Below are 23373 nucleotides of genomic sequence, written 5' to 3'. Positions count from 1 at the left end.
GCCTACTCGATCCCCAGCTTCTTCTTCAGCAACTCGTTCAGCGCCTGCGGGTTGGCCTTGCCGCCGCTCGCCTTCATGGCCTGGCCGACGAACCAGCCGAGCATGGTCGGCTTGGCCTTGACGGCCGCCACTTGGCCCGGGTTCGCAGCGATGATCTCGTCGATCACGGCCTCGATCGCACCGAGGTCGGTCACCTGCTTCATGCCGCGCCGCTCGACGATCTCGGCCGGCTCGCCCTCGGGCTCCTCGGCGATGATGATCTGGAGCAGATCCTTGGCGCCCTTGGACGAAATTGTCCCGGCTGCGACCAGATCGACGATACCGGCGATCTGGGCCGGCTTGATGTGCGTCTCGAATACGCTGAGGCCCTGGCTGTTGGCGTAGGCCGCGATGTCGCCGTTGACGAGATTGGCCACGGCCTTGCCGTCGCGCTTTCCGCCGCCCGACTTGACCGCTTCCTCGTAGTAGTCGGCCGTCTCGCGCTCGAGCGTCAGCACCATCGCGTCATAAGGCGTCACGCCATAGTCCTTGATGAAGCGCGCCTGCTTGTCGTCGGGCAGTTCCGGCAGGTGCTGGGCCAGGTCGTCGATGAAGGCCTGGTCAAATTCCAGCGGCAGCAGGTCCGGATCGGGGAAGTAGCGGTAATCGTGCGCCTCTTCCTTGGAGCGCATCGAGCGTGTCTCGCCGGTCTTGGGGTCGTAGAGCCGCGTCTCCTGGTCGATCGTGCCGCCGTCCTCGAGGATGTCGATCTGCCGCCGCGCCTCGAACTCGATGGCCTGGCCGGCGAAGCGGATGGAGTTGACGTTCTTGATCTCGCAGCGCGTGCCGAATGGGCCGCCGGGCCTGCGCACCGAGACGTTGATGTCGGCCCGCATGGAGCCCTCTTCCATGTTGCCGTCGCAGGTGCCGAGATAGCGCAGGATCGTGCGCAGCTTGCCGAGATAGGCCTTGGCCTCGTCGGCATTGCGCAGGTCGGGCTTCGACACGATTTCCATCAGCGCCACGCCCGACCGGTTGAGGTCGACGAAGCTCATGTTCGGATGCTGGTCGTGGATCGACTTGCCGGCGTCCTGCTCGAGGTGCAGCCGCTCGATGCCGATCTCGATATGCTCCTCGCCGCCCATGTCGAGGAACACCGAGCCCTCGCCCACGATCGGGTCCTTGAACTGCGAAATCTGGTAGCCCTGCGGCAGGTCCGGATAGAAGTAGTTCTTGCGGTCGAAGATCGAGCGCTTGTTGATCTGCGCCTTGAGCCCGAGCCCCGTCCGCACCGCCTGGCGCACGCATTCGGCGTTGATCACCGGCAGCATGCCCGGCATGGCCGCGTCGACGAACGAGACGTTGGCATTGGGCGGCGAGCCGAACTCGGTCGAAGAGCCCGAGAAGAGCTTCGATTCAGACAGCACCTGGGCATGCACTTCCATGCCGATGACGATCTCCCAATCCCCGGTCGAACCCTTGATGAAGCTCTTGGGGTTGGGGGTCCTGGTATCGATGAGGGTCAAGTGGGACTTCCTATTCTTCTTCGTCGTCGGTCAGCGGACCGCGGTATGGGGAGAGGCGCTTTTCGAGCCGCACGCTGAGTTGCGCGTCGTTCGAGTGGCCGCCTTCGCGCTTGAGCACCAGGATACGATAGCCCTGGTGCTGGTAGAAATTCACCGCCCGCACGTTGTCGCTCAAGGTATCGAGCTGTACCCGGTCGTTGCCCTCGAGCTCGAGGATCGACTCCATTCGCCTGAGCAGCAGCTTGCCGATGCCCTGGTTCTGCAACGACGGCGTCACGAACAGGTACGGGATGTACGCGCGGCTCCGCGCCCGCGCGCACCAGCCGACCGGCACGCCGTCGATCTCGGCCACGATTGTCCGGTCGAGCAGTTCGTGCACCGCCGTCCCCAGCCGCCGCTTCTCGCTCTGCCGGCTCGCCGCCTCGCCCGACAGGAACGGGCGCAGGTCGCGCTCCCAGGCGAGCAGCGCCAGTTCCGCCAGGCGCTCGGCCTCGCTCGCGACTGCCTTCCTGATCGTGATCTCGGGCGACGTCATCTGGTTTGGCTCCGGTACGCGGCCAGCCTAGCTCAGCCGTGGCGCTTGCGCGCGGCGATAATGCCCTTTTCGTAGTTCACATTCCAGTTGATCAGCGTGCGCCAGATCAGCTCGGCCTGGTCCTCGTCGAGGTCCAGTTCCTCGGCCCGCTTGCGCTGCTTGGCAATGATCGACTCGATGCGCGTCGGGTCATAGGCCTCATGCGGGTCCGTCTTGATCTCGGCCATGCGCGTCACGTAGGCGTGGCGCTCGGCGAGCAGCGACAGCAGCCCCTGGTCGATCCGGTCGATCTCGGCGCGCACGTCTTCCTTGGTGTTGCATTCGGCAGGGGCTTTGGTCACGGGAGGCACTCGGGGCAAGGGGTAGAGTTGCTGGTTTGCACCGCCACGCCGGCGTTTGCAACCGGGGGGCTGGCCCGGATGCCGCTCCGCCGCTATTCATCACCCGTTCATCGGCGCGGCAGTACGGCGGCGCTTTCAAGGACAGGACTGCCTTATGTCTAGCCAGACGGAGATTGCGTAACCCCCCGGCCACCTGATTGCCTCGCGCAATCAGTGAGTTGGCTCGGGGTCTGAACCAGGTTGCTGCCAAGCGCGATGCTGGCGGCGGCTCGCTTCGACGCATCCCAAGGCATTGACATTCCATGGATATTTCCCGCGAAGAACAGCGGGTGCTGCACGCCCTCGCGCAGGGCGGCTCCATTCACGCACTCAAATCCGAGACCGGCAAGATCAACGGCATCGAGCTCTACAGCCGCGACGGCTGGCTCATGCCCTGCACCCTCGGCATGTTCAAGATACTCAAGAACAAGAAGGCCATAGCCTCCGCCAACAGCCGCCCCTACCGCATCACCCGGCGCGGCCTCGAGCTGGTACGGGCAGAGGTGGACAACAGATAGGGCATACCGGTGGCTGGGGCACCAGTTCGCCGCAGCCACCGGCCGTCATCCCACCCACCGGCCGTCATCCCGGCGGAAGCCGGGACCCAGTGCTCAAGTGGTTGGCGTTGCTGCGATCGCGCCCACCTATCACCGACGGGCGGGCGCCATTTGCTTATGGTCCCACCACCGAGCCGTGGGTCCCGGCTTCCGCCGGGATGACGACCGGTGCTGCTGGAAAAGAAAAACTGATCCCCCCACTCCGGACGCATCGTATTCTCCCCGCACCTCATCGATGCGAGGCGCTACGCGGCGTCGCGGTGGGGGTTCGGGCTGGTGGGGAGGCGTTCCTGCCAGGGTTTGCCGGTTCCTGCATCGCTTCGTGGTGCCGGCGGCCTAAAGACCGTTCGCAATGGGCGGGGCGAGAGTCCCAACCTTTGTACAGTTTGCCGGACGACCGGCACGGGGACGAAGTCCCGCCCATGCCGCACCCCGGTGCGGCAAGACTGCACCAAACCCCGATGGCAATCAGCCAGTCGGGCTCTTAGTGCTTCCCCAACCACCGGGTCATTCCCGCGAAATCGGGAAACTCCGTTTGACTTGAGCTCAGTGCTGCGTGACGCCGCTCAGTTCGCGGGCGATGTGCTCCCACTCGGCCGAAACGCTGGCGGTGGCGCGCTTGCGGCCGGCCTGGCGGTACCAGTAGTCGGCATTGCCCATGTCGGCCTCGATCCAGTGCAGCAGGGCGTGCACCCAGTCGAACTCGAACGTGCCTTCCATCGACTGCACGATCCGGTGCGCCTCTTCCCACTCGGGGCCGACGCGGAAACCACCCTTCTTGATCCACCACATGGCCTGCAGCGGCTTGGACATGTCCTTGGGGGGAGCCGACCAGTCGAGGGTCGTGAAAACGTCGGCCATGGAGCCAGTCCTCTGATACGAAATCACCGGGCGGGCCGGCATTTCGACAAGTCTCAATTTGCGCATGGGCGGCAAATAGTGCCGAAACCGCTAGGCTTCAAGCGGTTTCGGGATTCTCGTGGTCGTCACCACCACTTGTCGGGCGAGAAATCGATGCCGGCCGAGCGCTCGATGACGCGGCCCGCCGCGAACAGCGTCTCCTCATCGAACGGCTTGCCGATGAGCTGCAGGCCGAGCGGCAAGCCGGCCCCGTCCTTGCCCGCCGGCACGGCGATGCCGGGCAGGCCTGCCATGTTCACGGTGACGGTGAAGACGTCGTTCAGGTACATCTTGACCGGGTCCGCCTTCATGTCCTCGTCGCCGATCCCGAACGCCGCGGACGGCGTCGCCGGCGTCAGCACGGCATCCACACCCTCGCTGAACACGGTCTCGAAGTCGCGCTTGATCAGCGTGCGCACCTTCTGGGCCCGGACGTAGTAGGCATCGTAATAGCCGGCCGACAGCACATAGGTGCCGATCATGATGCGGCGCTTCACCTCGCGGCCGAAGCCGTCGGCGCGGGTCAGTTCATAGAGGTCGGTGATATCCTTGCCCGTGTCGCGCAGGCCGTACTTCACGCCATCATAGCGGGCGAGGTTCGACGAGGCTTCTGCCGGCGCCACAATGTAGTAGGCCGGCAGCGCGTACTTGGTGTGCGGCAACGAGATGTCGCGTACCGTCGCGCCCTCGGCCTTGAGCCAGGCGATGCCCTGCTGCCACAGCGCCTCGATCTCGGCCGGCATGCCGTCCATCCGATACTCGCGCGGAATGCCGATCACGAGGCCCTTCACGCCCCGCTCCACCGCGGCGGCGAAGTCCGGCACCGCCAGCTCCACCGAGGTCGAGTCCTTGGGATCGAACCCCGACATCGAGGTCAGCATGATCGCCGCATCCTCGACGGTGCGGGCGATCGGCCCGGCCTGGTCGAGCGACGAAGCAAAGGCGACCACGCCCCAGCGCGAGCAGCGGCCATAGGTCGGCTTGATTCCGACCGTACCGGTCAGCGCCGCCGGCTGGCGGATCGAGCCGCCGGTGTCGGTCGCGGTCGCCGCGGCGCATAGCCACGCCGATACAGCAGCCGCCGAGCCACCGGACGAACCGCCCGGCACCAGTTGCGCGTTCGAGTTCGAGGCGCGCCAGGGGTTGATGACCGGGCCGTAGTAGCTGGTCTCGTTGGACGAGCCCATGGCGAACTCGTCCATGTTGAGCTTGCCCAGCATCACGGCGCCATCGCGCCACAGGTTCGACGTCACCGTCGATTCGTATTCCGGCTTGAAGCTGTCGAGGATGTGGCTTGCCGCCTGGGTGTGGACGCCCTTAGTGGCGAACAGGTCCTTGATCCCGAGCGGAATCCCTTCGAGCGAACCGCCCTGCCCGGCAGCCAGCTTTCCGTCGCTCGCCTTGGCCTGCTCCAGCGCCTGTTCCGCGGTCACCGCCACATAGGCGTTGAGCTTGGGATTGGCACCCTCGATCGCCTTCAGATAGGCGCCGGTGAGTTCGCTGGAGGTGAAATCCTTGCGCTTCAGCCCGTCACGGGCGGCGGCAAGGGTCAGGCGGGTGAGATCGGACAAGGCTGGCTCGCGGGAATGACGCGGGAATATCGATCGCCGTTCCTACAGAGGTGCGGCGCTTCCCGCAACCTCAGGCGACGGCGGGCTGGTCGATGTGCTTCTCGAAGAACGCCGACCACTCGCTATCGGGGTAGTCGAGGAAGGGGCCGCGCGGGTTAAAACCGCTGCGGGTATAGAGCCTGTGGGCCTCGGCCATGCCGTCGCCGGTGCCGGTTTCGAGCAGCAGATGGCCGATGCCCTTCTGGCGCGCCAGCTCCGTGATCGCCTCGAGCAGGGCCGAACCGACCCGCTGCCCACGGACCGACGGCCTTGTATACATACGCTTGACCTCGCCCTGTTGGTCCGAGATCACCTTAAGCGCGCCGCAGCCGACAGCCTCGCCGACCTCGTTGCGGGCCACGAACAGCGTCGTATCGGCGCCGGCCATCTGCTCGACAGTCATCTTGAACTGGAATTCCAGCGGTGAAAGCGGCAACAGGTGCACGTTCAGCTCGCTGACGAGCTCGCGGACGTCATCCTGCAGCGGCGTCTCGATGGCGATCGTGACGGCCATGGCGCCTACTCGACGACCTTGGGCACCATGAAGAAGTTGTCTTCGCTCAGCGGCGCGTTGGCGACGATCTTCTCGGCATAGCCGCCGTCCGTCACCTTGTCCTCGCGCTGGCGCAGCGTCATCGGCATCACCGAGGTCATCGGCTCGACGCCCGACACATCCACCTCGTCCAGCTGCTCGACAAAGCCCAGGATGGCGTTCAACTCGTCCTGGTACTTGGCAACCTCGCCCTCCTCGATGCGAATGCGGGCCAGGCGGCCAATACGCTTCACGGTGGCGGCATCAACGGACATGGGGTACTCCGAAAGTCACGATTTCCCGCGTTCTAGCAACGCCACGCGGCAATGCAAAACGAAAAGGCTTGTTGGCCGCCATCAGACTTCCAGCGCCAATCCGGCCTCGAGCGAAGCAAGGCCGGTGCCGTCCAACCGATCCCGAAGCGCGGCGAAGGCCCGGTCGACGACGGTCTCCGATGCGGCGATCGCGATCAGCCTCGGCCCGACGGCGTCCAGCACTTCGGCCGCCATCTCGTCCGCGCTATCGCCGAACACGACGACGACGGCGTCCCGCCCCCAACGGCCGAGCCTGGGTAGACCCGCCCCCGCCAGCACCAGCGGCGGCTCTCCAGGCGTGGCAATGATCGCCCCGCCCTTTATGCCGAGCACGGCAACCGCCGCCGCACCGTCGAGCATCGATCCGGCCCGCCCCGGTTGCCAGGCAGCGGGATCGACCTTCTCCAGTTCGCCCACCGCAAAGACCCGGTCCGCCCCGGATACCACCTCGTCCGGATCCACTCCCTCAATCCCCGCGGCGTCAGCCACGAGTATGATGCCGCCGATATGAATGCGGATCGTCGTGCCGCCGAACCAGGTGAGTTTCACTAGGCAGCCGATCGCGTCAGCAGGTATTTTGTGGCGAGGGCGATATGTTTGGGAATGGGTTTGTCTTTCCGATAGTCGGCCACAAGGCGCCGCGCGATACCAAGGCGTGCCGCCATTCCGTCCAGCGTCAAATGCAGCTTTTCCATCGCGTCCCGAAACTCGGCATTGTCGAGCGACGCGTCTGCCAGCTCCTCGATCCACACAGCGGACAGTTCTGCACCGTCGCTCCACTCCAGGCAGTCGCCATATTCACTAACCCTCATGCTGGCGAACAAGGCGTCGTCGGACCGCAGACGCACAAAGGCACGATGATTGGCAAGCGCCGGCGCGAGGTCTACCCACTGCGTGCTGCCGTTGTTCCAGGTGATCCTGGCGGTGCGGCCCTCGCCCGGCGCGGCATCCGCGATGCGCGGGAGCGGCCGGCCAACCGAAATGTAGTCGTTACCCATTCAAGCGATCCCACTCCTGCCAAAGACGCTCGATGTTGTCTCGAATCCATACCATCGCTAATTCGTAGTCGTCCTTACTGATACGACCTCGCATCGTTGACAGGTCGGCAAGAGCGATCTGCACCTCGCCGTCCGGCGTCCAGACGTGGCAGTGCGGTGGATGGTGATCATCGAAGAACATTCTGACCCGCACCCTTCCAATTCGGAATATGGTCGGCATAGAATTCCTCAAAAATTAGTGCGCCCCATGCACTAATTCAAGACGTTACGGCAGGAAACGTGTCGAGTCCGTAGGTCTACCTATCCAGAATTCACGTTTTGTTCTCAATGTCAACGAGCGCTTAGCTTGGACCTCTCCGCCCTCCCCCCCACGGGCAAGCTGCTCGGGCTCGATCTCGGCACCAAGACCATCGGCGTCGCCATCTCGGACGGCATGCGCTACTCGGCGACGCCGCTCGAAACCATCAAGCGCACCAAGTTCACGCAGGATGCCGCCCGCCTGATCGAGCTGATCGCGGAAAACGACGCCGTCGGCTTCGTCCTCGGCCTGCCACTCAACATGGATGGCTCCGAAGGGCCCCGGGTGCAGTCCACCCGGGCCTTTGCGCGCAACCTCGCCCAGAAGACCGACCTTCCCATCGTGTTCTGGGACGAGCGCCTCTCGACATCCGCCGTCACGCGCACCCTGATCGAGGCCGACGTCCGCCGCGACAAGCGGGCAGAGGTCGTCGACAAGCTGGCCGCGAGCTACATCCTGCAGGGGGCTCTAGAGCGGCTGCGGCGGGGCGCATTGTAGCGGCCCGACAGCGCGCGCCGGGGAAAATGTGCCACAAAACTATACAGCGGGCGCCCCGTGCGATATGCCGCCCCGAACATCTGGAACGGAGCGGCATGGCTACTTCCTCGCCAGCATCGGTCACCCCGGGCCAGCCGGCCCCAGGATCGGCATCAAGACCCCCATTCCGCCATCGGCACCTGCTCGGCATAAGCCAGCTGAACCAGCACGAGATCGTCGAACTGCTCGATCGCGCCGAGGCGATGATCCCGATCTCGCGGCAGGAGCGGAAGATCCTGCCGACGTTGACGGGCAAGACTCAGATCAACCTGTTCTTCGAGAACTCGACGCGCACCCAGTCGAGCTTCGAGATCGCCGGCAAGCGGTTGGGCGCGCAGGTCACCAACATGTCGGTGAGGACGTCGTCGGTCGCCAAGGGCGAGACCCTGATCGACACGGCCGCGACGCTCAACGCCATGCGCCCGGACGTCATCATCGTCCGCCACTCCGCCTCCGGCGCGGTGGAACTGCTCAGCCAGAAGGTTGGCTGCTCGGTCATCAACGCCGGGGACGGTGCGCACGAGCACCCGACCCAGGCGCTGCTCGATGCCCTGACCATCCGCCAGCACAAGGGCTATCTCGCCGGCCTCACCGTCGCCATCTGCGGCGATATCGCCAATTCGCGCGTCGCCCGCTCCAACCTGTTGCTGCTCGGCGCCATGCAGGTCCGCACCCGAGTCGTTGCACCGCGAACGCTCATTCCGCGCGGCATCGAGGCGTTGACCTCCGAGGTCTACACCGACATGCGCAAAGGCCTTGAAGGCGCCGACGTGGTCATGATGCTGCGCCTGCAGCACGAGCGCGCCAGCGGCCGGATGATCCCGTCGATCCGCGAGTACTACCACTTCTACGGCCTCGATGCCGAGAAGCTGAGCTACGCTAGGCCCGATGCCATCGTCATGCATCCGGGCCCGATGAATCGCGGCGTCGAGATCGACCCTGCCATCGCCGACGGCCCCCGCTCCGTCATCAACGAGCAGGTCGAAATGGGCGTTGCCGTGCGCATGGCGGTGCTCGACACCCTCCTCGCCGACCGCGAGGTGGCGGCATGAGCAGGTCGCTCGTCATCACCAACGCCCGCATCGTCGACCCCGCCACCGACCGCGATTCTCCCGGCGCCATCCTCGTCGAGGACGGCAGGATTGCCGGGCTGACCAATGCCGGCCCGCAGGGCATCCCGGATGGGGCCGAACTCCATGATGCGAGGGGCCTGGTCGTCGCGCCGGGCCTCATCGACATGCGCGTCTTCACCGGCGAGCCCGGCCATGAGTACCGCGAGACTCTTCAAAGTGCCGCGGATGCCGCGGCAGCTGGCGGTGTCACCAGCTTCGTGCTGATGCCGGATACGACCCCGGTGATCGACGACGGTGCGCTGGTCGATTTCCTGCTGCGTCGAGCCGGCGCCACTGCTTCGGTTAACATCCTGCCGGCGGCCGCCATCACCCGCGGCCTCAGGGGCGAGGAGATCACCGAATTCGGCCTGCTGCAGGAGGCCGGCGCCGTTGCCCTCACCGACGGCCGCAACTCGATCCAGTCCGCCGGCCTGCTGCGCGCCGCTTTCACCTACGCGGCCAACTTCGACATGCCGGTCATCCACCATGTCGCCGAGCGGACGCTGGTCGGCGAAGGCGTGATGAACGAAGGAACGCTCGCCACCGTCTCCGGCCTCAAGGGCATCCCGATCGAGGCCGAGACCATCCCCCTCGCCCGCGACCTGCAACTCGCCGCCCTTACCGGCGTCCGCTATCACGCCGCGCAGGTCTCGACGGGCGCCGCCGTCGAGTTGCTGGCTGCCGCCAAGCGCCGCTCTGGAACCGTCTCCGCCGGCATCTCGATCAACAACCTCACCCTCAACGAGAACGACGTTGCTCCCTACCGCACCTTCTTCAAGCTCTCACCGCCGCTCCGCTCCGAGGATGATCGGCAGGCCGTGATCGAGGGCCTCAAGTCGGGCGCCATCGACACCATCCATTCGGCGCACGACCCGCAGGACAGCGAAGTGAAGCGCCAGCCCTTCGCCGAGGCATCGGACGGCGCCGTCGGACTCGAGACCATGCTCGCCGCCGCGCTCCGCCTCGTCCATTCCGGTGACGTGCCGCTGCTGACCGTCCTGCGCGCCATGACCAGCCGTCCGGCCGAGATCCTCGGCCTCCCCTCCGGCCGCCTCGCCATCGGGGCGCCGGCGGACCTCATCATCCTCGACCCCGAGTTTCCCTGGGTCGTCAAGGATCGCGACCTGCGCTCCCGCTCCCGCAATACCGCGTTCGAGGGAGCGCGCATGCAGGGCGCGGTGATGCACAGCTTCGTTGCGGGCAAGCTCGTCTTCAGCCATTCTGCGACCCGGGAGGGCGCCGCCGCATGAATTTCCTGATCGCCGCCGTCATTGGCTACCTGCTTGGCTCGATCCCGTTCGGCCTGCTGCTGACGCGCGCCGTCGGCATCGACATCCGCTCGGTCGGCTCGGGCAATATCGGCGCGACCAACGTGCTCCGCACCGGCAACCGCTGGCTTGCCGCGGGCACGCTTCTGCTCGACGCCGGTAAGGGCATCGTGGCGGTGCTGATCGCGCGCTGGTTCCTTATTTCAACGCCCGGTGCGGAAACGCTGCTGGCCGACCGCTACATCGTCTATGCCGCCGGCATTGGTGCCTTCTTCGGCCACGTCTTCCCGGTCTGGCTCGGCTTCAAGGGCGGCAAGGGCGTGGCCACCTATATCGGCGTCCTTCTGGCGTGGAACTGGGTCGTTGGCCTCGTCTTCTGCGGGGTATGGCTGCTCGTTGCTTTCGGCCGCAAATACTCGTCGCTGGCCGCGCTGACCGCCGCCGCCACCGCCCCGCTCTTCGCCTACGGCCTTGCTGGCGCGGAAGACGCCGCCCTGAGCCTTGCGGCCGCCTGCGCCCTGCTGACGCTGGTGCTCTACTACAAGCACTGGGGCAATATCCGGCGCCTGTGGGACGGTACCGAACCCAAGATCGGCTCCGAGAAGAACAAGGCCGGCTGACCCATGGCGCGCGACGGCATCGAACTGACGCCGTCGCAACGCACCGCGTGGTTGCGGCTCATTCGTACCGACAATGTCGGCCCACAGACCTTTCGCCAGTTGATCAACCGCGAAGGCTCGGCAGAGGCCGCGCTCGAGGCCTTGCCCGGGCTGCTGCGCCGCGTCGGCACGCCGGCGCGCATCCCCTCCGCCATGCAGGCCGAGGAGGAGATTGCGGCAACCGCGAAGCTGGGTGGCCGGCTGGTAGGCTCCGGGGAGCCGGACTACCCGCCGCTGCTTCGCTACATCTCCGGCGCCCCGCCGATGCTGACGATCGCTGGGGGCGAGAACCTCGAGTTGCGCCGCACCGTCGCCATTGTCGGCGCCCGCAACGCCTCGACCGCCGGGCAGAAGTTCGCGCGCCTGCTGGCCGCTGATCTCGGCGAAGCGCGCTATACCATCGTCTCCGGCCTGGCCCGCGGCATCGACGCGGCGGCCCATGCCGCATCGCTGCGCACCGGCACCGTTGCCGTGCTCGCTGGCGGCCTCGACAGGATCTACCCCGACGAGAATATTCCCCTCGCCCGCGAGATTGTCGCCGGCGGCGGCGCATTGCTCACCGAGATGCCGATCGGTTGGGAACCCAGGGCACGCGACTTTCCGAGGCGTAACCGCCTCGTTTCCGGTCTGTCGCTCGGCACCGTGGTGGTCGAGGCGGCCAAGCGTTCCGGATCGCTCATCACCGCCCGCCTGGCGCTCGAGCAGAACCGGGAGGTCTTCGCGGTCCCCGGCTCGCCCCTTGATCCGCGCGCCGAAGGCGGCAACGCGCTCATCCAGCAGGGCGCCAGGCTGGTCACGGGTGCGGCCGACATCATCGACACGCTACGCGAAGCCGATCCGTCTCGCACCAGCCTGCTCGAGCCCGACTGGGTGCCGGACAGCGAGGGCTACGATCCGGTTGCGCCGTCGAGCGACGAGCGGTCGCGCTTGATCGAGGCACTCAGCATCACCCCGGTGCCGGTCGACGACGTGATCAAGACCACCGGCATCGGCATCGGCCGGGTGCAGACGCTTCTGCTCGAGCTCGACCTCGATGGCCGGATCGAATGGTCAAGCGGCCAGTTGGTGGCGCTCCGACCCTGAGCCGCACTCATCCGCTCCCACGAGATTCTTCCCCGTAGGGGAACTGCGGTTGCAGGATTTGCCCCGGTTGACAGCCCCAAGGCGGTTCACCATGTTGCGCCGCGTTTGAAAGCCACTCCCGAAAGCGTTGTCCGATGAAGCTCGTCATCGTTGAAAGTCCGGCTAAGGCCAAGACAATCAACACCTATCTGGGCAAGGACTACGAGGTCCTGGCGAGCTTTGGCCACGTCCGCGACCTGCCGGCCAAGGACGGCTCGGTGCTGCCGGACGAAGACTTCGCGATGAGCTGGGAAGTCGATGCTGCCTCCCGGAAGCGCCTCTCGGATATTGGCAACGCGCTCAAGAACGCCGACGAACTGATCCTCGCCACCGACCCGGATCGCGAAGGCGAGGCGATCAGCTGGCACGTGCTCGACGTGCTCCGGTCCAAGAAGCTGATCAAGGACAAGCCGGTCAGCCGCGTCGTGTTCAACGCCATCACCAAGGCCGCGATCACCGAGGCGATGCAGCATCCCCGAGCCATCGACGAGCCGCTGGTGGACGCCTATCTGGCGCGCCGCGCCCTCGACTATCTCGTCGGCTTCACGCTGTCGCCGGTCCTGTGGCGCAAGCTCCCGGGGTCCCGCTCGGCCGGCCGCGTGCAGTCGGTGGCGCTCCGCATCGTGTCGGACCGTGAACGCGAGATCGAAAAGTTCAGGGCCCAGGAATACTGGTCGATCGGCGCCCGCCTCAGCGAGAAGGGCAAGAGCTTCGAGGCGCGTCTCTATTCTGTCGACGGCAAGAAGACCGACAAGCTCGACGTCGGCACCGCCGCCGATGCCGAGGCCCTGAAGAAAGCCATCGAGGCCGGCACGTTCAGCGTCACCGCCGTCGACAAGAAGCCGACCAGGCGCAATCCCTATCCGCCCTTCACAACCTCGTCGCTGCAGCAGGATGCCAGCTCGCGCCTCGGCTTTTCGCCCAGCCGCACCATGCAGGTCGCACAGCGGCTCTACGAGGACGGTATCATCACCTACATGCGAACCGACGCCGTGCAGATGGCGCCGGAAGGCATCGACCAGGCGCGCCGCGCCATCGTCAAGGAATTCGGCTCGGACTACGTGCCCGAGAAGGCCCGCATCTACCAGACCAAGGCCAAGAATGCGCAGGAGGCCCACGAGGCCATCCGGCCCACCGACATGTTCCGCCATCCGGACACGCTGCGCGGCGATCCGGACCGGCATCGCCTCTACGAACTGATCTGGAAGCGTACGCTGGCCAGTCAGATGCGCTCGGCCGAAGTCGAGCGCACCACCGCCGATATCTCGGTCTTCGCCACCAGCCGCGACATCGCGCTGCGCGCCATCGGTTCGGTCGTCACCTTCCCCGGCTTCCTCGCGCTCTATGGCGTGCAGGCCAGGGAAGATCGCGCCGAGGATGCGGAGGACGACGAGGACAGCCGCGAGCTGCCGCCGCTGAGCGTCGGCGACCGGCCCAAGCTCGAGGAAGCGCTGATCGAGCAGCACTTCACCCAGCCGCCGCCGCGCTACACCGAAGCCAGCCTCATCAAGAAGATGGAAGAGCTCGGCATCGGCCGGCCGTCGACCTACGCGGCGACGATCTCGGTGCTGCAGGACCGTAACTACGTCCGGCTCGAGAAGCGCGCCCTGATCCCCGAGGATCGCGGCCGCATCGTAACCGCGTTTCTCGAGAGCTTCTTCAACCGCTACGTCGAGTACGGCTTCACCGCCAGCCTCGAGGAACAGCTCGACCTGATCTCGGACGGCAAGCTCGCCTGGAAGGACGTGCTGCGCGACTTCTGGAAGGACTTCCAGCACCAGGTCAACGAGATCAAGGACCTGCGCGTCTCCGAAGTACTCGATGCCCTCAACGAGATGCTGTCGGACCACATCTTCCCGGCCAAGGCCGATGGCTCCGATCCGCGCCGCTGCCCCCATTGCGGCGAGGGCCAGCTGTCGCTGAAGCTCGGCAAGTTCGGCGCCTTCATCGGCTGCTCGAACTATCCTGAGTGCCGCTACACCATGCAGTTGAGCGATGCCGCCACCGGCGGTGCGAGCGAGGCAGGCGCGGGTGATGGCATCCTCGGCACCGATCCCGAGAGTGGACTCGAGGTCGCCTTGAAGTCCGGCCGCTTCGGCCCATATGTACAGCTGGGCGATGGTGCCGAACCGAAGCGCTCGTCCTTGCCCAAGGGTTGGACGCCCGACAGCCTGACACTCGAGAAGGCACTGCAACTCCTGTCGCTTCCGCGCGAAATCGGGAACCATCCCGAGACGGGCAAGCCGATCAGCGCCGGCATCGGTCGCTACGGGCCCTTCGTTCTCCACGACGGGACCTATGCCAACCTCCCCGATGTCGAGGAAGTGTTCACGGTCGGACTCAACCGCGCCGTTGACCTCCTGGCCCAGAAGGCCGCCGGCGGTGGACGGTTCGCCCGTGGCAACCGCGCTGCCCCGGCCGCGATCCAGACCTTCGAGCACGAAGGCGGTCCAATCACGGTTCGCGCCGGCCGCTATGGCCCCTATGTGAATCAGGGCAAGGTGAACGCCACGCTGCCCAAGGATCTGAAGCCGGAAGACGTGACCGTCGAGAAGGCGCTCGAGCTCATCGCCGCCAAGGGGGGCGCCTCGGCGACAAAGAAATCCTCGTCGCGTACCGCTGCTGCTAAGAAGGCTCCGGCGAAGAAGGCGACGGCAAAGAAACCGGCAGCCAAGGCAACCAAGGCCAAGGCCGCCTCGAAGACAAAGACTGTGGAGGTCTGACAATTTCACAGAGTCATTCCCGCGAAAGCGGGGCCTCTGTTTCAGAGCCTCCACAAGAACGGAGATCCCCGCCTTTGCGGGGATGACTCCGTGGATTGAAAATGGCTCAGAAGACCAACAAGAAGATCGTATCCAAGGCCCCACGCGAATTCTCCGTGGGCGCCTTGCCCTCCCGTGAGGCCATCCTGCAGGCGATGGCTGAGAACCCGAGCCTCGATGGCAAGCGCGACCTGGCACGCCACTTCGGCATCCACGGCGACATGCGCACCCCGTTCAAGGTGATGCTCAAGGAGATGGAGGGCGAGGGCTTCATCGCCCGCACCCGCAAGCAGATCCGGCGTACTGCCGCCCTGCCCGCCGTGACCGTCCTCGACATCCCGGCCGACGCCGATCCCGACGACCTCTACGCCTTCCCGGCGCAGTGGAACGACGAGGAAGGCGCACGGCCGCGCGTCACCGTGCACCAGCCGAAGAACGCCCGCGTCGTCCCCGCACCAGGAGACCGCATCCTGGCGCGCATCGATCCCGGCGAGGGCGAGCTTCCCAACTACACCGCCCGGGCGATGAAGATCCTCGACAAGCCGCGCCGCGGCCAGATCGGCATCGTCCGGCTGGACGAGGACGGCGCGCGGCTGCTCCCGGTCGACCGCAAGCAGAAGGAAATGCGCATCGACGGCGCCGACCTCGGCGACGCGCGTGACGGCGACCTGGTGGAAGTCGAGGTCAAGTTCGCCGGGCGGCTGATGATCCCCAAGGCGCGGGTCACCAATGTCATCGGCAACCCCCGGTCAGAGGGTGCGATCTCGCTGATTGCCATCCACAACCTCGAGATTCCCTACCGCTTTCCCGCCTCGGTCACCAAGGAGGCCGAGGACGCGAAGGGGGGGGACCTCAAGGGCCGCGAGGACTGGCGGCACATTCCGCTCGTCACCATCGACCCGGTCGACGCCAAGGACCACGACGACGCGGTCTATGCCGAGCCGGACGTCGATCCCGGGAACGCGGGTGGCCACATCGTCTACGTCGCCATTGCCGACGTCGCCGCCTATGTGCGGCCAGGGACGGCGCTCGATCGCGAGGCCTACATCCGCGGCAACTCGGTCTATTTCCCCGACCGGGTCGTGCCGATGCTGCCCGAGCGCATCTCGAACGACCTCTGCTCGCTGCGCGAAGGCGAGAACCGCCCTTCGCTGGCGGTGCGCATGGTGTTCGACCAGCACGGCAAGAAGCGCAGCCACAGCTTCCACCGGGTGCTGTTTCGTTCAGCAGCGAAGCTCAACTACCAGCAGGCGCAGGCCGCGATCGACGGCAAGCCGGACGACAAGACCGGCCCGATCCTCGACACGATCCTGCGGCCGCTGTGGGCTGCCTATGGAGCGATGGCAAAGGCTCGTGACGCCCGTGGCCCGCTCGACCTCGACCTGCCCGAGCGCAAGATCATCCTCGACAAGGCCGGCATGGTCGTCGACGTGAAGGTGCCCGAGCGCCTCGATGCGCACCGGCTCATCGAGGAGATGATGATCGCCGCCAACGTCGCGGCCGCCGAGACGCTCGAGAAGCACAGGAGCGCCCTGCTCTATCGCGTGCACGACGTGCCCAGCCAGGAGAAGCTGGTCGCGCTCCGCGACTTCCTCTCCTCGCTTGCCCTGCCGGCGCCCAAGTCCGATGCGGTGCGCCCGTCCGATTTCAACCGCATCCTCGACAAGGCCCGCACGGACGGCAAGATCCAGCAGGTCAGCGAGATCATCCTGCGCACCCAGGCGCAGGCCGAGTATGCGGCCGAGAACTACGGCCATTTCGGCCTCAACCTCGATCGCTACGCCCATTTCACCTCGCCGATCCGGCGCTATGCCGACCTGATCGTCCATCGTGCGCTGATCACCGCGCTCAACCTCGGCAAGGACGGACTGACGGACAGCGAGATCGCTAAGCTTCCCGGCATCGCGCAGCACATCTCCTCCACCGAGCGTCGCGCCATGCTGGCCGAGCGCGAGACCATCGATCGCCTGCTGGCGCAGTTTCTCGCCGCCCACATCAACGCCAGGTTTGAAGGCCGGATTTCCGGTGTCACCCGGTCGGGTCTTTTCGTGCGCCTCAAGGACACCGGAGCCGATGGCTTCATACCGGCCTCGACCCTCGGGACGGACTACTATCGCTACGTCGAGGAGATGCAGGCGATGGTCGGGGACCGCACCGGCGAAACGTTCCGCATCGGCGACGACGTGCAGGTACGACTGCTCGAAGCGGCGCCTCTGGCGGGTGCGTTGCGCTTTGAGTTGCTCAGCGAGGGGGCCCGCGGCGTTCCGTCATCTGGCAGGCGAGGCCGCAAAGGATCATCTGCATCGCGCGGCAAGGCGCGCCCCTCCCCCAAGACGCCCAGGAAGAAGAGATAGCCATGGCTGTTCAGGTTGAGACGTATCGCGCGAGCCGCTCGCTCTGGAAGGCGGTAGGCAACGGCATTGCCTGCCGGTGCCCGAACTGCGGCAAGGGCAAGCTGTTTCGCGGCTACCTGAAGCTGAACCAGACCTGCGCGAACTGCGGACTGGACCTGAGCTCGGCCCGTGCCGACGACTTCCCCCCCTACATTGCCATCTTCATCGTCGGCCACGTGCTGGTCGGCTGGATGCTGCATGCCGAGATGAGCGGACCGTCGGACCCCATGCTCTACGTGCTGACCATGATTCCCGCCGCGATCCTGCTGCCGCTGGTCATGCTGCCCTCGATCAAGGGCGCCGTGGTCGGGCTGCAATGGGCCAACTACATGTACGGGTTCGATCCTGCCCGCACCTCGACCGAGATTGCCCGCAGCGACGTCTGACCGGCGCTGCGGTCCCTGCACCTATATCGCCTTGACATCCGGCCGAAAATCCGTAGTTTCCGGCCAAATTTGAGCGGCCCAGTGGCCCGCGTGAATTCAGTGCCGCGCGCCAAACCAACGCGCGGCAAGCCGTTTCAAGGAACCTGAACCATGGCCAAAGCCGTATCTTTGAAGATCAAGCTCGTGTCGACTGCGGACACCGGCTACTACTACGTCACCAAGAAGAACTCGCGTACCCAGACCGAGAAGCTCTCGTTCAAGAAGTACGATCCGGTCGTGCGCAAGCACGTCGAGTTCAAGGAAGCCAAGATCAAGTAGTCTGGCATTCCGGACGACAACGACAAGCCCCGTGCTCCGGCGCGGGGTTTTTTATTGCCCGCGTTTCCCCTGTATGGAACCCGTGCTTGAATGCGTTAGGCAATCCGACACCGGAGGGAGGGTGAATGCGACCGATTCTGTGCAGGCTGCTATTGGTCGTGAGCCTTTTGGCCACGCCCGCGCTGGGGAACGAACTCACCCCCGACAGCGGCGCGGTCTCCTTCCGGGGCCTGCTGCAATCCGCGGACGGGCATCCGGGCGAGTTCGCCGTCGAGGCTGCCCTGGACGGGGGCAACTTCAGCGGCCGGGCAACCATCGCGATCGCCGGCAAGCATCTTGAAGCCGAACTTGTCGAGGCCCGCAGCTACCTCGAGAATGGCAAGTGCATCCTGTATCTTGAACAGGGCCGGACCCGTTTCGAGCTCCGCGGCCGTTGCGACGGCGAGCAGTTCGGACACCAGGGCAGCGGCGCGTTCGATGCCTATTTCGACGGCGAAGGGCAGTTGCGCGGCGACATGACGGGCAGCACGTCGCTTGGCGGCATGCCCCCTCAGTCCGTGCGAACCGAATCGATATCCATCCCGACCGGAAAACTGACCTGCGCCTGGCAGGAGGTGCACATCAGCGCCGAGGCCAGCGTTCCCAACGAGTACCTGATCGCCTATTCCATGATGGTGACGCTCACCCTCGCCCCGGACGGCACCTATCGGACGGCGTCGGCCAGCGGCACCTATGCCGTCGCGGCCGACAAGATCCTGCTGACCTCGGGCGCCTTCGCGGGCGCCGTGGGCACACTCGAGCTCGATCGCTCCGGCGAGCCTGCCGTTGTCTTCCACAAGGCCGAGAATCGTGACCGGGACGGGCTGCAACGCATCGACCCCGAGACAACCGATTGCACGCTGGCCAACTGACCTGATCGTTGGCCGCAAATGCGTCACGAACGGAAAACGCCCGCCCCGGTATACGGGACGGGCGTTGGATAGACGGCTGGTCCGCAGCGGAATGTCAAAGAGGCCACTCTTGTCCGCTGCGAACCAGCCTCCCTACGGACCCAGGAGTTGCGGCGGACCTGAGGAGAACCGTAGGGGTGCCTGCTGACACCGAGAGTGTCGGCGTATTCGACTGGGGCAACTTATCGCGTTCTTTCGGCGAATCAAATAGGCCGCGCAAAACGTTACTAACCCTTAACCTTAATGCTCTCGGGCCCGGAAGTGCCGGTCAGGCAGCGTCGCAGACGACGCGATTGCGGCCTTCGCGCTTTGCCCGGTAGAGCGCCACGTCGGCGCGCTTCAGCAGGGATTCCGGCGTGTCGGCGTGCTGGTCGTTGAGCGCGAGACCGACTGACACGGTCACGTTGAGCGGACGCCCGCTACCGGCATCGAACCCCTTCTCTGCGACCGCGTTGCGCACCCTCTCGGCCACGCCCTGCGCCTGGTGCAGGTCCGTGTCTGGCATGAGGATGACGAACTCCTCGCCGCCGAAACGGCACGCGAGGTCAACGCCGCGAATGTTACGGCGCAGGCGATCGGCAAATTCGCGAAGAACGGCGTCGCCGGTGTCGTGTCCGTGCATGTCGTTGACCGACTTGAAGTAGTCCATGTCGATCAACATCATCGCCATGTCACGATGCTGCTCCTGGGCCTTTGCCAGCATCATCGACAGGTGGCGTTCGAAATAGCGGCGGTTGTAGAGGCCGGTCAGTTCATCGGTAACGGCGAGGACGAGCGTGTTGTTGACGCTGCGCCGCAATTCCATGGCATAGCGCTGTCGCCGGATCTGGGTGCGAACCCTCGCCAGCAGTTCGTTGCGCTCGACCGGGCGCATGATGAAGTCATTCACGCCCAGGTCCAACCCGCGGACAACGCGCGGCTTGTCATCCTCCTCGGCGATCAGGATGATCGGCAGCGTCCGGGACAACTCGGCCGTCCGCATCTGCGAGCAGACGCGCAACGGATCGAAGTCGCCCAGCGCCATCGACACCAGGGCCAGTTCATAGGTCCCGTCGCTCACGACCAGCGCCGCCTCGGCCGGATGGGTGAGGACGTCGACCCGGTTCGTGGCCGCGAGATAGCCCTTCAGCCGTTCGGCGTGACGCGGGTCGGTGTCGATGAGCAGGATTCGTCCGTTGTCGTCATCGATGGAATCCATGGCGCGCATGGCCTCCTCGACGGCGATTTCCTGCCCGGTTCGGGCTCGGGCCCTCAGCTCATCGGTGAGGGCCTTGAGGCGCACGAGGCTCCTCACCCGCGCCATCAGCTGCACGTCGTCGATCGGCTTGGTGATGAAGTCGTCAGCCCCGGACTCCAGGCCCCGCACCCGATCGGAGGGCTGGTCGAGGGCCGTGACCATCAACACCGGGATATGGCTGGTGCGCGGGTCGGCCTTCAGCCTTGCGCAGGCCTCGAAGCCATCCATTTCGGGCATCATCACGTCGAGCAGGACAATATCCACCGCGCCCGCGGCGCAGATGGCGAGTGCCTCCTTTCCGCTGGCGGCGGTCACGACATCAAAATACTCAGCCGACAGCCGCGCCTCGAGCAGGCGTACGTTCGTTGGAATATCGTCGACGATCAGCACCCGCGCCGTCAAAGACCTCAACCCCCGCGATTTGAGGAGAACCGCTCAGCGCCAACCGGGCGCGTAGCCTAGTTGGCGGGTCCAATGTAGCGGGCAATCGTTTCCAAAAAGTGAGGCACGGAGATGGGTTTGGAGATGTATCCCTCGCAGCCGCCCTGCAGGATCCGCTCCTCGTCGCCCTTCATGGCGAAGGCGGTGACGGCGATCACGGGAATCGTCATCAGCTCGTCATCTTCCTTGAGCCACTTGGTGACGACCAGGCCGGAAACCTCCGGCAACTGGATATCCATGAGGATCAGGTCGGGCCTGTGCGCGCGGGCAAGGTCCATCGCCTCCAGGCCGTTGCGGGTCTGGATGATCGAATATCCACGCGATTCAAGCAGATCGTTGAAGAGCTTCATGTTCAGCTCATTGTCTTCAACGATCATCACAGTCTTGGGCATATCGACTCAAATCTGGCCGCAAGCGCGCCGGCAGGCCTCGTTTTCTGCCTCAAGTTCAGGGTAACATCAATCGGCAACCAATGCTCTACCCAGGCGCCCTGCCCTTGGCCAATTCCCGTGAACTCACGCCCAGCCTGCTGGGCGAGCTTTGCCTCCATCACCTGGCCGAGAATCCCGCGCAGCTCGCGGAATTCATGGCGGTCACCGGCTATTCGCCCACGGCCTTGCGCAATGCTGCAGGGACACCCGGCCTCGACCATGGGCTGATCGACTATTTCGCCACCAACGAGGCCTTGCTCCTCGCGCTTGCAGCAAACGCCGGGCTCAAGCCGGATGACTTCATGCGGGTCTGGGCCCGGCTGAACCCTTCGGGATGAGCCATGCTGTCGCTGTGCCGCGATTGTTCGGCGATGATAGAAGCGGTCGAGCCGCTGGCTCGGTGCCGGTCGTGCGGCTCGCCGCGCACCGTCGCACATGACGAACTGGGGGCGCTGTCGATTGCCCATGTCGACTGCGACGCCTTCTATGCATCGATCGAGAAGCGGGACGATCCGAGCCTCATCGACAAGCCGCTGATCATCGGCGGCGGGGTCCGTGGCGTCGTCTCCACCTGCTGCTACATCGCCCGGCAATACGGCGTGCGCTCGGCCATGCCGATGTTCAAGGCCCGCGAACTGTGCCCCCACGCGGTGGTCATCCCGCCGGACATGCAGAAATACGTGGCCGCCAGCCGCCAGATCCGCGCTCTGATGGATGAGTTGACCCCACTGGTCGAGCCGCTTTCCATCGACGAAGCCTTCCTCGATCTCACCGGCACCGAGAAGCTGCATCGCGCCGGTCCGGCCGTTGTCCTGGCAAGATTCGCCAGGCGCGTCGAAGCGGAGGTCGGAGTCACCATCTCGGTCGGGCTCAGCCACAACAAGTTCCTCGCCAAGACCGCGTCCGACCTCGACAAGCCGCGCGGCTTTGCCGTCATCGGCAAGGCCGAGACGATCGAGTTCCTCGCCCGCCAGCCGGTCAGCCTCATCTTTGGCGTCGGCAAGGTCTTCGCCGACACGCTGCACAGGGACGGGTTCGACACCATCGGCCAACTGCAGCAGGCCGACCCGATCGAGCTGATGCGCCGCTATGGCGGCGCGGGCAACCGGTTGGCGCGGCTCGCGCGCGGCGACGATTCGCGCTCCGTCTCACCCGACGACCAGATGAAGACGGTGTCGGCCGAGACCACGTTCAACGCCGACCTCAAGGGCTTCGACGAACTCTCGACCGAGCTCCTCGCCCTGTGCGAGCGGCTTTCGGAGCGGCTCAAGTCCAAGGGAATCGCCGGCGACACGGTCACGCTCAAGCTCAAGTCAGCCGGATTTCGCTTGCGCACCCGCGCCCGGGCCTTGATGATCCCCACACAGCTTGCCAACGTGCTCTATGAGACCGGTTTGCAGTTGCTGGCCCGCGAGCTGGACGGAACGGCGTTCCGCCTGATCGGTATCGGGGTTAGCGGCATTTCGGCGGCGGACGGCGTTGATCCGGTGGATCTCGTCGAGCCCGCCATCGCGCGGCGCGCGGTGGCCGAACGGGCCATCGACCGGGTTCGCGACCGGTTCGGCCGCGACGCGGTGATCCGCGGCAAGCTCTACGATCGGGTCAAGGCACGCGCCGCCCGCAACAAGGACGAGAAGACGGAAGAGAATCAAGATGACCAGCCCCCTCGATAAGCTCCGCGAGTACGGCTACGAGCTGCCAATGCCGAAGGCGCCGGTTGCGACCTATATCCCCGTGACGCGGACCGGTAACATCATCTACGTGTCGGGCCAGATCTCCTCGGACGCCAACGGCGTGGCCGAGGGCAAGCTGGGCGACACGATGAATGTCGTGCAGGGCGGCAACGCCGCCGAACTCGCAGCGGTGAACTTCCTCAGCCAGGTCGTGCACAGCGCCGGGATCGACCTCGCCAAGGTCAAGCGCGTGCTCAAGCTCACCGTGTTCGTGAATTCCACTCCTGACTTCGCCGAGCACCACCTCGTTGCCAACGGCGCGTCCAACCTCATCGTCGGCGTCCTTGGCGAGAAGGGCAAGCACTCTCGTTCCGCCATCGGCATGGCCGCTCTGCCCCTCGGCGCTGCCGTCGAGGTCGAAGGCATCGTCGAAGTCGAGGACTGAGACGGGCAGA

The 23373-nt window shown here is 65.4% G+C and carries 26 protein-coding genes; 14 read left to right on the top strand and 12 right to left on the bottom strand.

The features are described 5' to 3' along the window. Positions 1-2 precede the first annotated feature (2 nt). From gatB to J0I99_RS01160, 3 genes are read right to left on the bottom strand one after another with little or no spacing between them, the layout of a single operon-like run. Positions 3-1505 carry an Asp-tRNA(Asn)/Glu-tRNA(Gln) amidotransferase subunit GatB gene (gene gatB / locus J0I99_RS01170; RefSeq protein WP_291395285.1) on the bottom strand — a complete coding sequence of 501 codons (1503 nt, stop codon included), beginning with the start codon at positions 1503-1505 and terminating at the stop codon, positions 3-5. A 10-nt stretch (positions 1506-1515) separates the two neighbouring features. Beyond that, the gene (locus J0I99_RS01165; RefSeq protein ID WP_291391848.1) at positions 1516-2040 is read right to left on the bottom strand and encodes a GNAT family N-acetyltransferase; all 525 of its coding nucleotides are present in this window, start codon (positions 2038-2040) and stop codon (positions 1516-1518) included. A 32-nt stretch (positions 2041-2072) separates the two neighbouring features. After that, positions 2073-2381 (bottom strand): chorismate mutase, encoded by a 309-nt coding sequence (locus J0I99_RS01160; protein WP_291391847.1) that lies wholly within the window; start codon positions 2379-2381, stop codon positions 2073-2075. Positions 2382-2683: 302 nt separating this feature from the next. On the opposite strand from J0I99_RS01160, the gene J0I99_RS01155 reads away from it, so the two are divergent. Then, complete coding sequence (locus J0I99_RS01155; protein ID WP_291395283.1) at positions 2684-2938, top strand: YjhX family toxin; 255 nt, start codon at positions 2684-2686, stop codon at positions 2936-2938. Positions 2939-3523: 585 nt separating this feature from the next. Here the strand turns inward: J0I99_RS01155 and J0I99_RS01150 are convergent. From J0I99_RS01150 to J0I99_RS01120, 7 genes are all read right to left on the bottom strand, one after another. Continuing rightward, the gene (locus J0I99_RS01150; RefSeq protein WP_291391845.1) at positions 3524-3838 is read right to left on the bottom strand and encodes a hypothetical protein; all 315 of its coding nucleotides are present in this window, start codon (positions 3836-3838) and stop codon (positions 3524-3526) included. 125 nt (positions 3839-3963) lie between these two features. Beyond that, positions 3964-5448: an Asp-tRNA(Asn)/Glu-tRNA(Gln) amidotransferase subunit GatA gene (gatA, locus tag J0I99_RS01145; RefSeq protein ID WP_291391844.1), complete on the bottom strand. Its 1485-nt coding sequence runs from the start codon at positions 5446-5448 to the stop codon at positions 3964-3966. A gap of 70 nt (positions 5449-5518) precedes the next feature. Then, positions 5519-6001: a GNAT family N-acetyltransferase gene (locus J0I99_RS01140; RefSeq protein WP_291395281.1), complete on the bottom strand. Its 483-nt coding sequence runs from the start codon at positions 5999-6001 to the stop codon at positions 5519-5521. Between the two features lie 5 nt (positions 6002-6006). Continuing rightward, positions 6007-6294 (bottom strand): Asp-tRNA(Asn)/Glu-tRNA(Gln) amidotransferase subunit GatC, encoded by a 288-nt coding sequence (gene gatC / locus J0I99_RS01135; protein WP_291391842.1) that lies wholly within the window; start codon positions 6292-6294, stop codon positions 6007-6009. 81 nt (positions 6295-6375) lie between these two features. Continuing rightward, positions 6376-6882 (bottom strand): hypothetical protein, encoded by a 507-nt coding sequence (locus J0I99_RS01130; RefSeq protein WP_291395279.1) that lies wholly within the window; start codon positions 6880-6882, stop codon positions 6376-6378. Further along, on the bottom strand, positions 6882-7331 hold the full coding sequence (locus tag J0I99_RS01125; RefSeq protein ID WP_291391840.1) for a DUF2442 domain-containing protein: 450 nt from the start codon (positions 7329-7331) through the stop codon (positions 6882-6884). Before J0I99_RS01125 ends, J0I99_RS01130 begins: the two co-directional genes overlap by 1 nt. Continuing rightward, positions 7324-7512, bottom strand: a complete 189-nt coding sequence (locus J0I99_RS01120) for a DUF4160 domain-containing protein (RefSeq protein ID WP_291395277.1) — start codon at positions 7510-7512, stop codon at positions 7324-7326. Before J0I99_RS01120 ends, J0I99_RS01125 begins: the two co-directional genes overlap by 8 nt. A gap of 165 nt (positions 7513-7677) precedes the next feature. Between J0I99_RS01120 and ruvX the strand changes: the two genes are divergently transcribed. The 10 genes from ruvX (at position 7678) to J0I99_RS01070 (ending at position 19097) form a co-directional block, all read left to right on the top strand. Then, positions 7678-8127 carry a Holliday junction resolvase RuvX gene (gene ruvX / locus J0I99_RS01115; RefSeq protein ID WP_291395275.1) on the top strand — a complete coding sequence of 150 codons (450 nt, stop codon included), beginning with the start codon at positions 7678-7680 and terminating at the stop codon, positions 8125-8127. Positions 8128-8222: 95 nt separating this feature from the next. After that, positions 8223-9218, top strand: a complete 996-nt coding sequence (locus tag J0I99_RS01110) for an aspartate carbamoyltransferase catalytic subunit (protein WP_291395273.1) — start codon at positions 8223-8225, stop codon at positions 9216-9218. Then, on the top strand, positions 9215-10528 hold the full coding sequence (gene pyrC, locus J0I99_RS01105) for a dihydroorotase (protein WP_291395271.1): 1314 nt from the start codon (positions 9215-9217) through the stop codon (positions 10526-10528). The genes J0I99_RS01110 and pyrC overlap by 4 nt, the downstream gene beginning before the upstream one ends. Further along, a complete protein-coding gene (plsY, locus tag J0I99_RS01100; RefSeq protein ID WP_291395269.1) occupies positions 10525-11166 on the top strand; it encodes a glycerol-3-phosphate 1-O-acyltransferase PlsY in 642 nt (213 codons plus the stop codon). Before pyrC ends, plsY begins: the two co-directional genes overlap by 4 nt. A gap of 3 nt (positions 11167-11169) precedes the next feature. Then, positions 11170-12288, top strand: coding sequence for a DNA-processing protein DprA (gene dprA, locus J0I99_RS01095; protein ID WP_291395267.1), 1119 nt, complete (start codon positions 11170-11172; stop codon positions 12286-12288). Positions 12289-12422: 134 nt separating this feature from the next. Continuing rightward, on the top strand, positions 12423-15050 hold the full coding sequence (gene topA, locus J0I99_RS01090; RefSeq protein WP_291395264.1) for a type I DNA topoisomerase: 2628 nt from the start codon (positions 12423-12425) through the stop codon (positions 15048-15050). A gap of 101 nt (positions 15051-15151) precedes the next feature. Then, entirely contained in the window at positions 15152-17443 is a 2292-nt protein-coding gene (gene rnr / locus J0I99_RS01085) for a ribonuclease R (protein ID WP_291395262.1), read from the top strand. Between the two features lie 2 nt (positions 17444-17445). Then, positions 17446-17868: a DUF983 domain-containing protein gene (locus J0I99_RS01080; protein ID WP_291395259.1), complete on the top strand. Its 423-nt coding sequence runs from the start codon at positions 17446-17448 to the stop codon at positions 17866-17868. A gap of 150 nt (positions 17869-18018) precedes the next feature. Then, on the top strand, positions 18019-18186 hold the full coding sequence (gene rpmG, locus J0I99_RS01075) for a 50S ribosomal protein L33 (protein ID WP_273959475.1): 168 nt from the start codon (positions 18019-18021) through the stop codon (positions 18184-18186). A gap of 167 nt (positions 18187-18353) precedes the next feature. After that, positions 18354-19097: a hypothetical protein gene (locus J0I99_RS01070; protein WP_291395257.1), complete on the top strand. Its 744-nt coding sequence runs from the start codon at positions 18354-18356 to the stop codon at positions 19095-19097. Between the two features lie 307 nt (positions 19098-19404). Here the strand turns inward: J0I99_RS01070 and J0I99_RS01065 are convergent, their stop codons facing one another. Both J0I99_RS01065 and J0I99_RS01060 read right to left on the bottom strand, forming a co-directional pair. After that, positions 19405-20775, bottom strand: a complete 1371-nt coding sequence (locus tag J0I99_RS01065; RefSeq protein ID WP_291395255.1) for a PleD family two-component system response regulator — start codon at positions 20773-20775, stop codon at positions 19405-19407. 56 nt (positions 20776-20831) lie between these two features. Further along, positions 20832-21206, bottom strand: a complete 375-nt coding sequence (locus J0I99_RS01060; RefSeq protein ID WP_291395253.1) for a response regulator — start codon at positions 21204-21206, stop codon at positions 20832-20834. A gap of 104 nt (positions 21207-21310) precedes the next feature. Between J0I99_RS01060 and J0I99_RS01055 the strand changes: the two genes are divergently transcribed. From J0I99_RS01055 to J0I99_RS01045, 3 genes are read left to right on the top strand one after another with little or no spacing between them, the layout of a single operon-like run. Then, complete coding sequence (locus J0I99_RS01055; protein WP_291394338.1) at positions 21311-21583, top strand: DUF3572 family protein; 273 nt, start codon at positions 21311-21313, stop codon at positions 21581-21583. A 3-nt stretch (positions 21584-21586) separates the two neighbouring features. Beyond that, the gene (locus tag J0I99_RS01050; RefSeq protein ID WP_291395252.1) at positions 21587-22918 is read left to right on the top strand and encodes a DNA polymerase IV; all 1332 of its coding nucleotides are present in this window, start codon (positions 21587-21589) and stop codon (positions 22916-22918) included. Beyond that, positions 22899-23363: a RidA family protein gene (locus J0I99_RS01045; RefSeq protein ID WP_291395250.1), complete on the top strand. Its 465-nt coding sequence runs from the start codon at positions 22899-22901 to the stop codon at positions 23361-23363. Before J0I99_RS01050 ends, J0I99_RS01045 begins: the two co-directional genes overlap by 20 nt. Positions 23364-23373 lie beyond the last annotated feature (10 nt).

This window comes from Devosia sp., assembly GCF_017307495.1.
GTDB lineage: Bacteria > Pseudomonadota > Alphaproteobacteria > Rhizobiales > Devosiaceae > Devosia_A.
Note: the sequence above shows the minus strand (reverse complement) of the source record. Positions and strands in the feature narration are given on the sequence as shown.

What these genes read in the sequence shown, in the direction of transcription:
- J0I99_RS01165 (WP_291391848.1), bottom strand. Translation starts at nt 2,040, where the DNA reads ATGACGTCGCCCGAGATCACGATCAGGAAGGCAGTCGCGAGCGAGGCC.
- J0I99_RS01155 (WP_291395283.1), top strand. Translation starts at nt 2,684, where the DNA reads ATGGATATTTCCCGCGAAGAACAGCGGGTGCTGCACGCCCTCGCGCAG.
- J0I99_RS01150 (WP_291391845.1), bottom strand. Translation starts at nt 3,838, where the DNA reads ATGGCCGACGTTTTCACGACCCTCGACTGGTCGGCTCCCCCCAAGGAC.
- J0I99_RS01140 (WP_291395281.1), bottom strand. Translation starts at nt 6,001, where the DNA reads ATGGCCGTCACGATCGCCATCGAGACGCCGCTGCAGGATGACGTCCGC.
- gatC (WP_291391842.1), bottom strand. Translation starts at nt 6,294, where the DNA reads ATGTCCGTTGATGCCGCCACCGTGAAGCGTATTGGCCGCCTGGCCCGC.
- J0I99_RS01125 (WP_291391840.1), bottom strand. Translation starts at nt 7,331, where the DNA reads ATGGGTAACGACTACATTTCGGTTGGCCGGCCGCTCCCGCGCATCGCG.
- J0I99_RS01120 (WP_291395277.1), bottom strand. Translation starts at nt 7,512, where the DNA reads ATGTTCTTCGATGATCACCATCCACCGCACTGCCACGTCTGGACGCCG.
- J0I99_RS01110 (WP_291395273.1), top strand. Translation starts at nt 8,223, where the DNA reads ATGGCTACTTCCTCGCCAGCATCGGTCACCCCGGGCCAGCCGGCCCCA.
- pyrC (WP_291395271.1), top strand. Translation starts at nt 9,215, where the DNA reads ATGAGCAGGTCGCTCGTCATCACCAACGCCCGCATCGTCGACCCCGCC.
- plsY (WP_291395269.1), top strand. Translation starts at nt 10,525, where the DNA reads ATGAATTTCCTGATCGCCGCCGTCATTGGCTACCTGCTTGGCTCGATC.
- dprA (WP_291395267.1), top strand. Translation starts at nt 11,170, where the DNA reads ATGGCGCGCGACGGCATCGAACTGACGCCGTCGCAACGCACCGCGTGG.
- topA (WP_291395264.1), top strand. Translation starts at nt 12,423, where the DNA reads ATGAAGCTCGTCATCGTTGAAAGTCCGGCTAAGGCCAAGACAATCAAC.
- rnr (WP_291395262.1), top strand. Translation starts at nt 15,152, where the DNA reads ATGGCTCAGAAGACCAACAAGAAGATCGTATCCAAGGCCCCACGCGAA.
- J0I99_RS01080 (WP_291395259.1), top strand. Translation starts at nt 17,446, where the DNA reads ATGGCTGTTCAGGTTGAGACGTATCGCGCGAGCCGCTCGCTCTGGAAG.
- rpmG (WP_273959475.1), top strand. Translation starts at nt 18,019, where the DNA reads ATGGCCAAAGCCGTATCTTTGAAGATCAAGCTCGTGTCGACTGCGGAC.
- J0I99_RS01060 (WP_291395253.1), bottom strand. Translation starts at nt 21,206, where the DNA reads ATGCCCAAGACTGTGATGATCGTTGAAGACAATGAGCTGAACATGAAG.
- J0I99_RS01050 (WP_291395252.1), top strand. Translation starts at nt 21,587, where the DNA reads ATGCTGTCGCTGTGCCGCGATTGTTCGGCGATGATAGAAGCGGTCGAG.
- J0I99_RS01045 (WP_291395250.1), top strand. Translation starts at nt 22,899, where the DNA reads ATGACCAGCCCCCTCGATAAGCTCCGCGAGTACGGCTACGAGCTGCCA.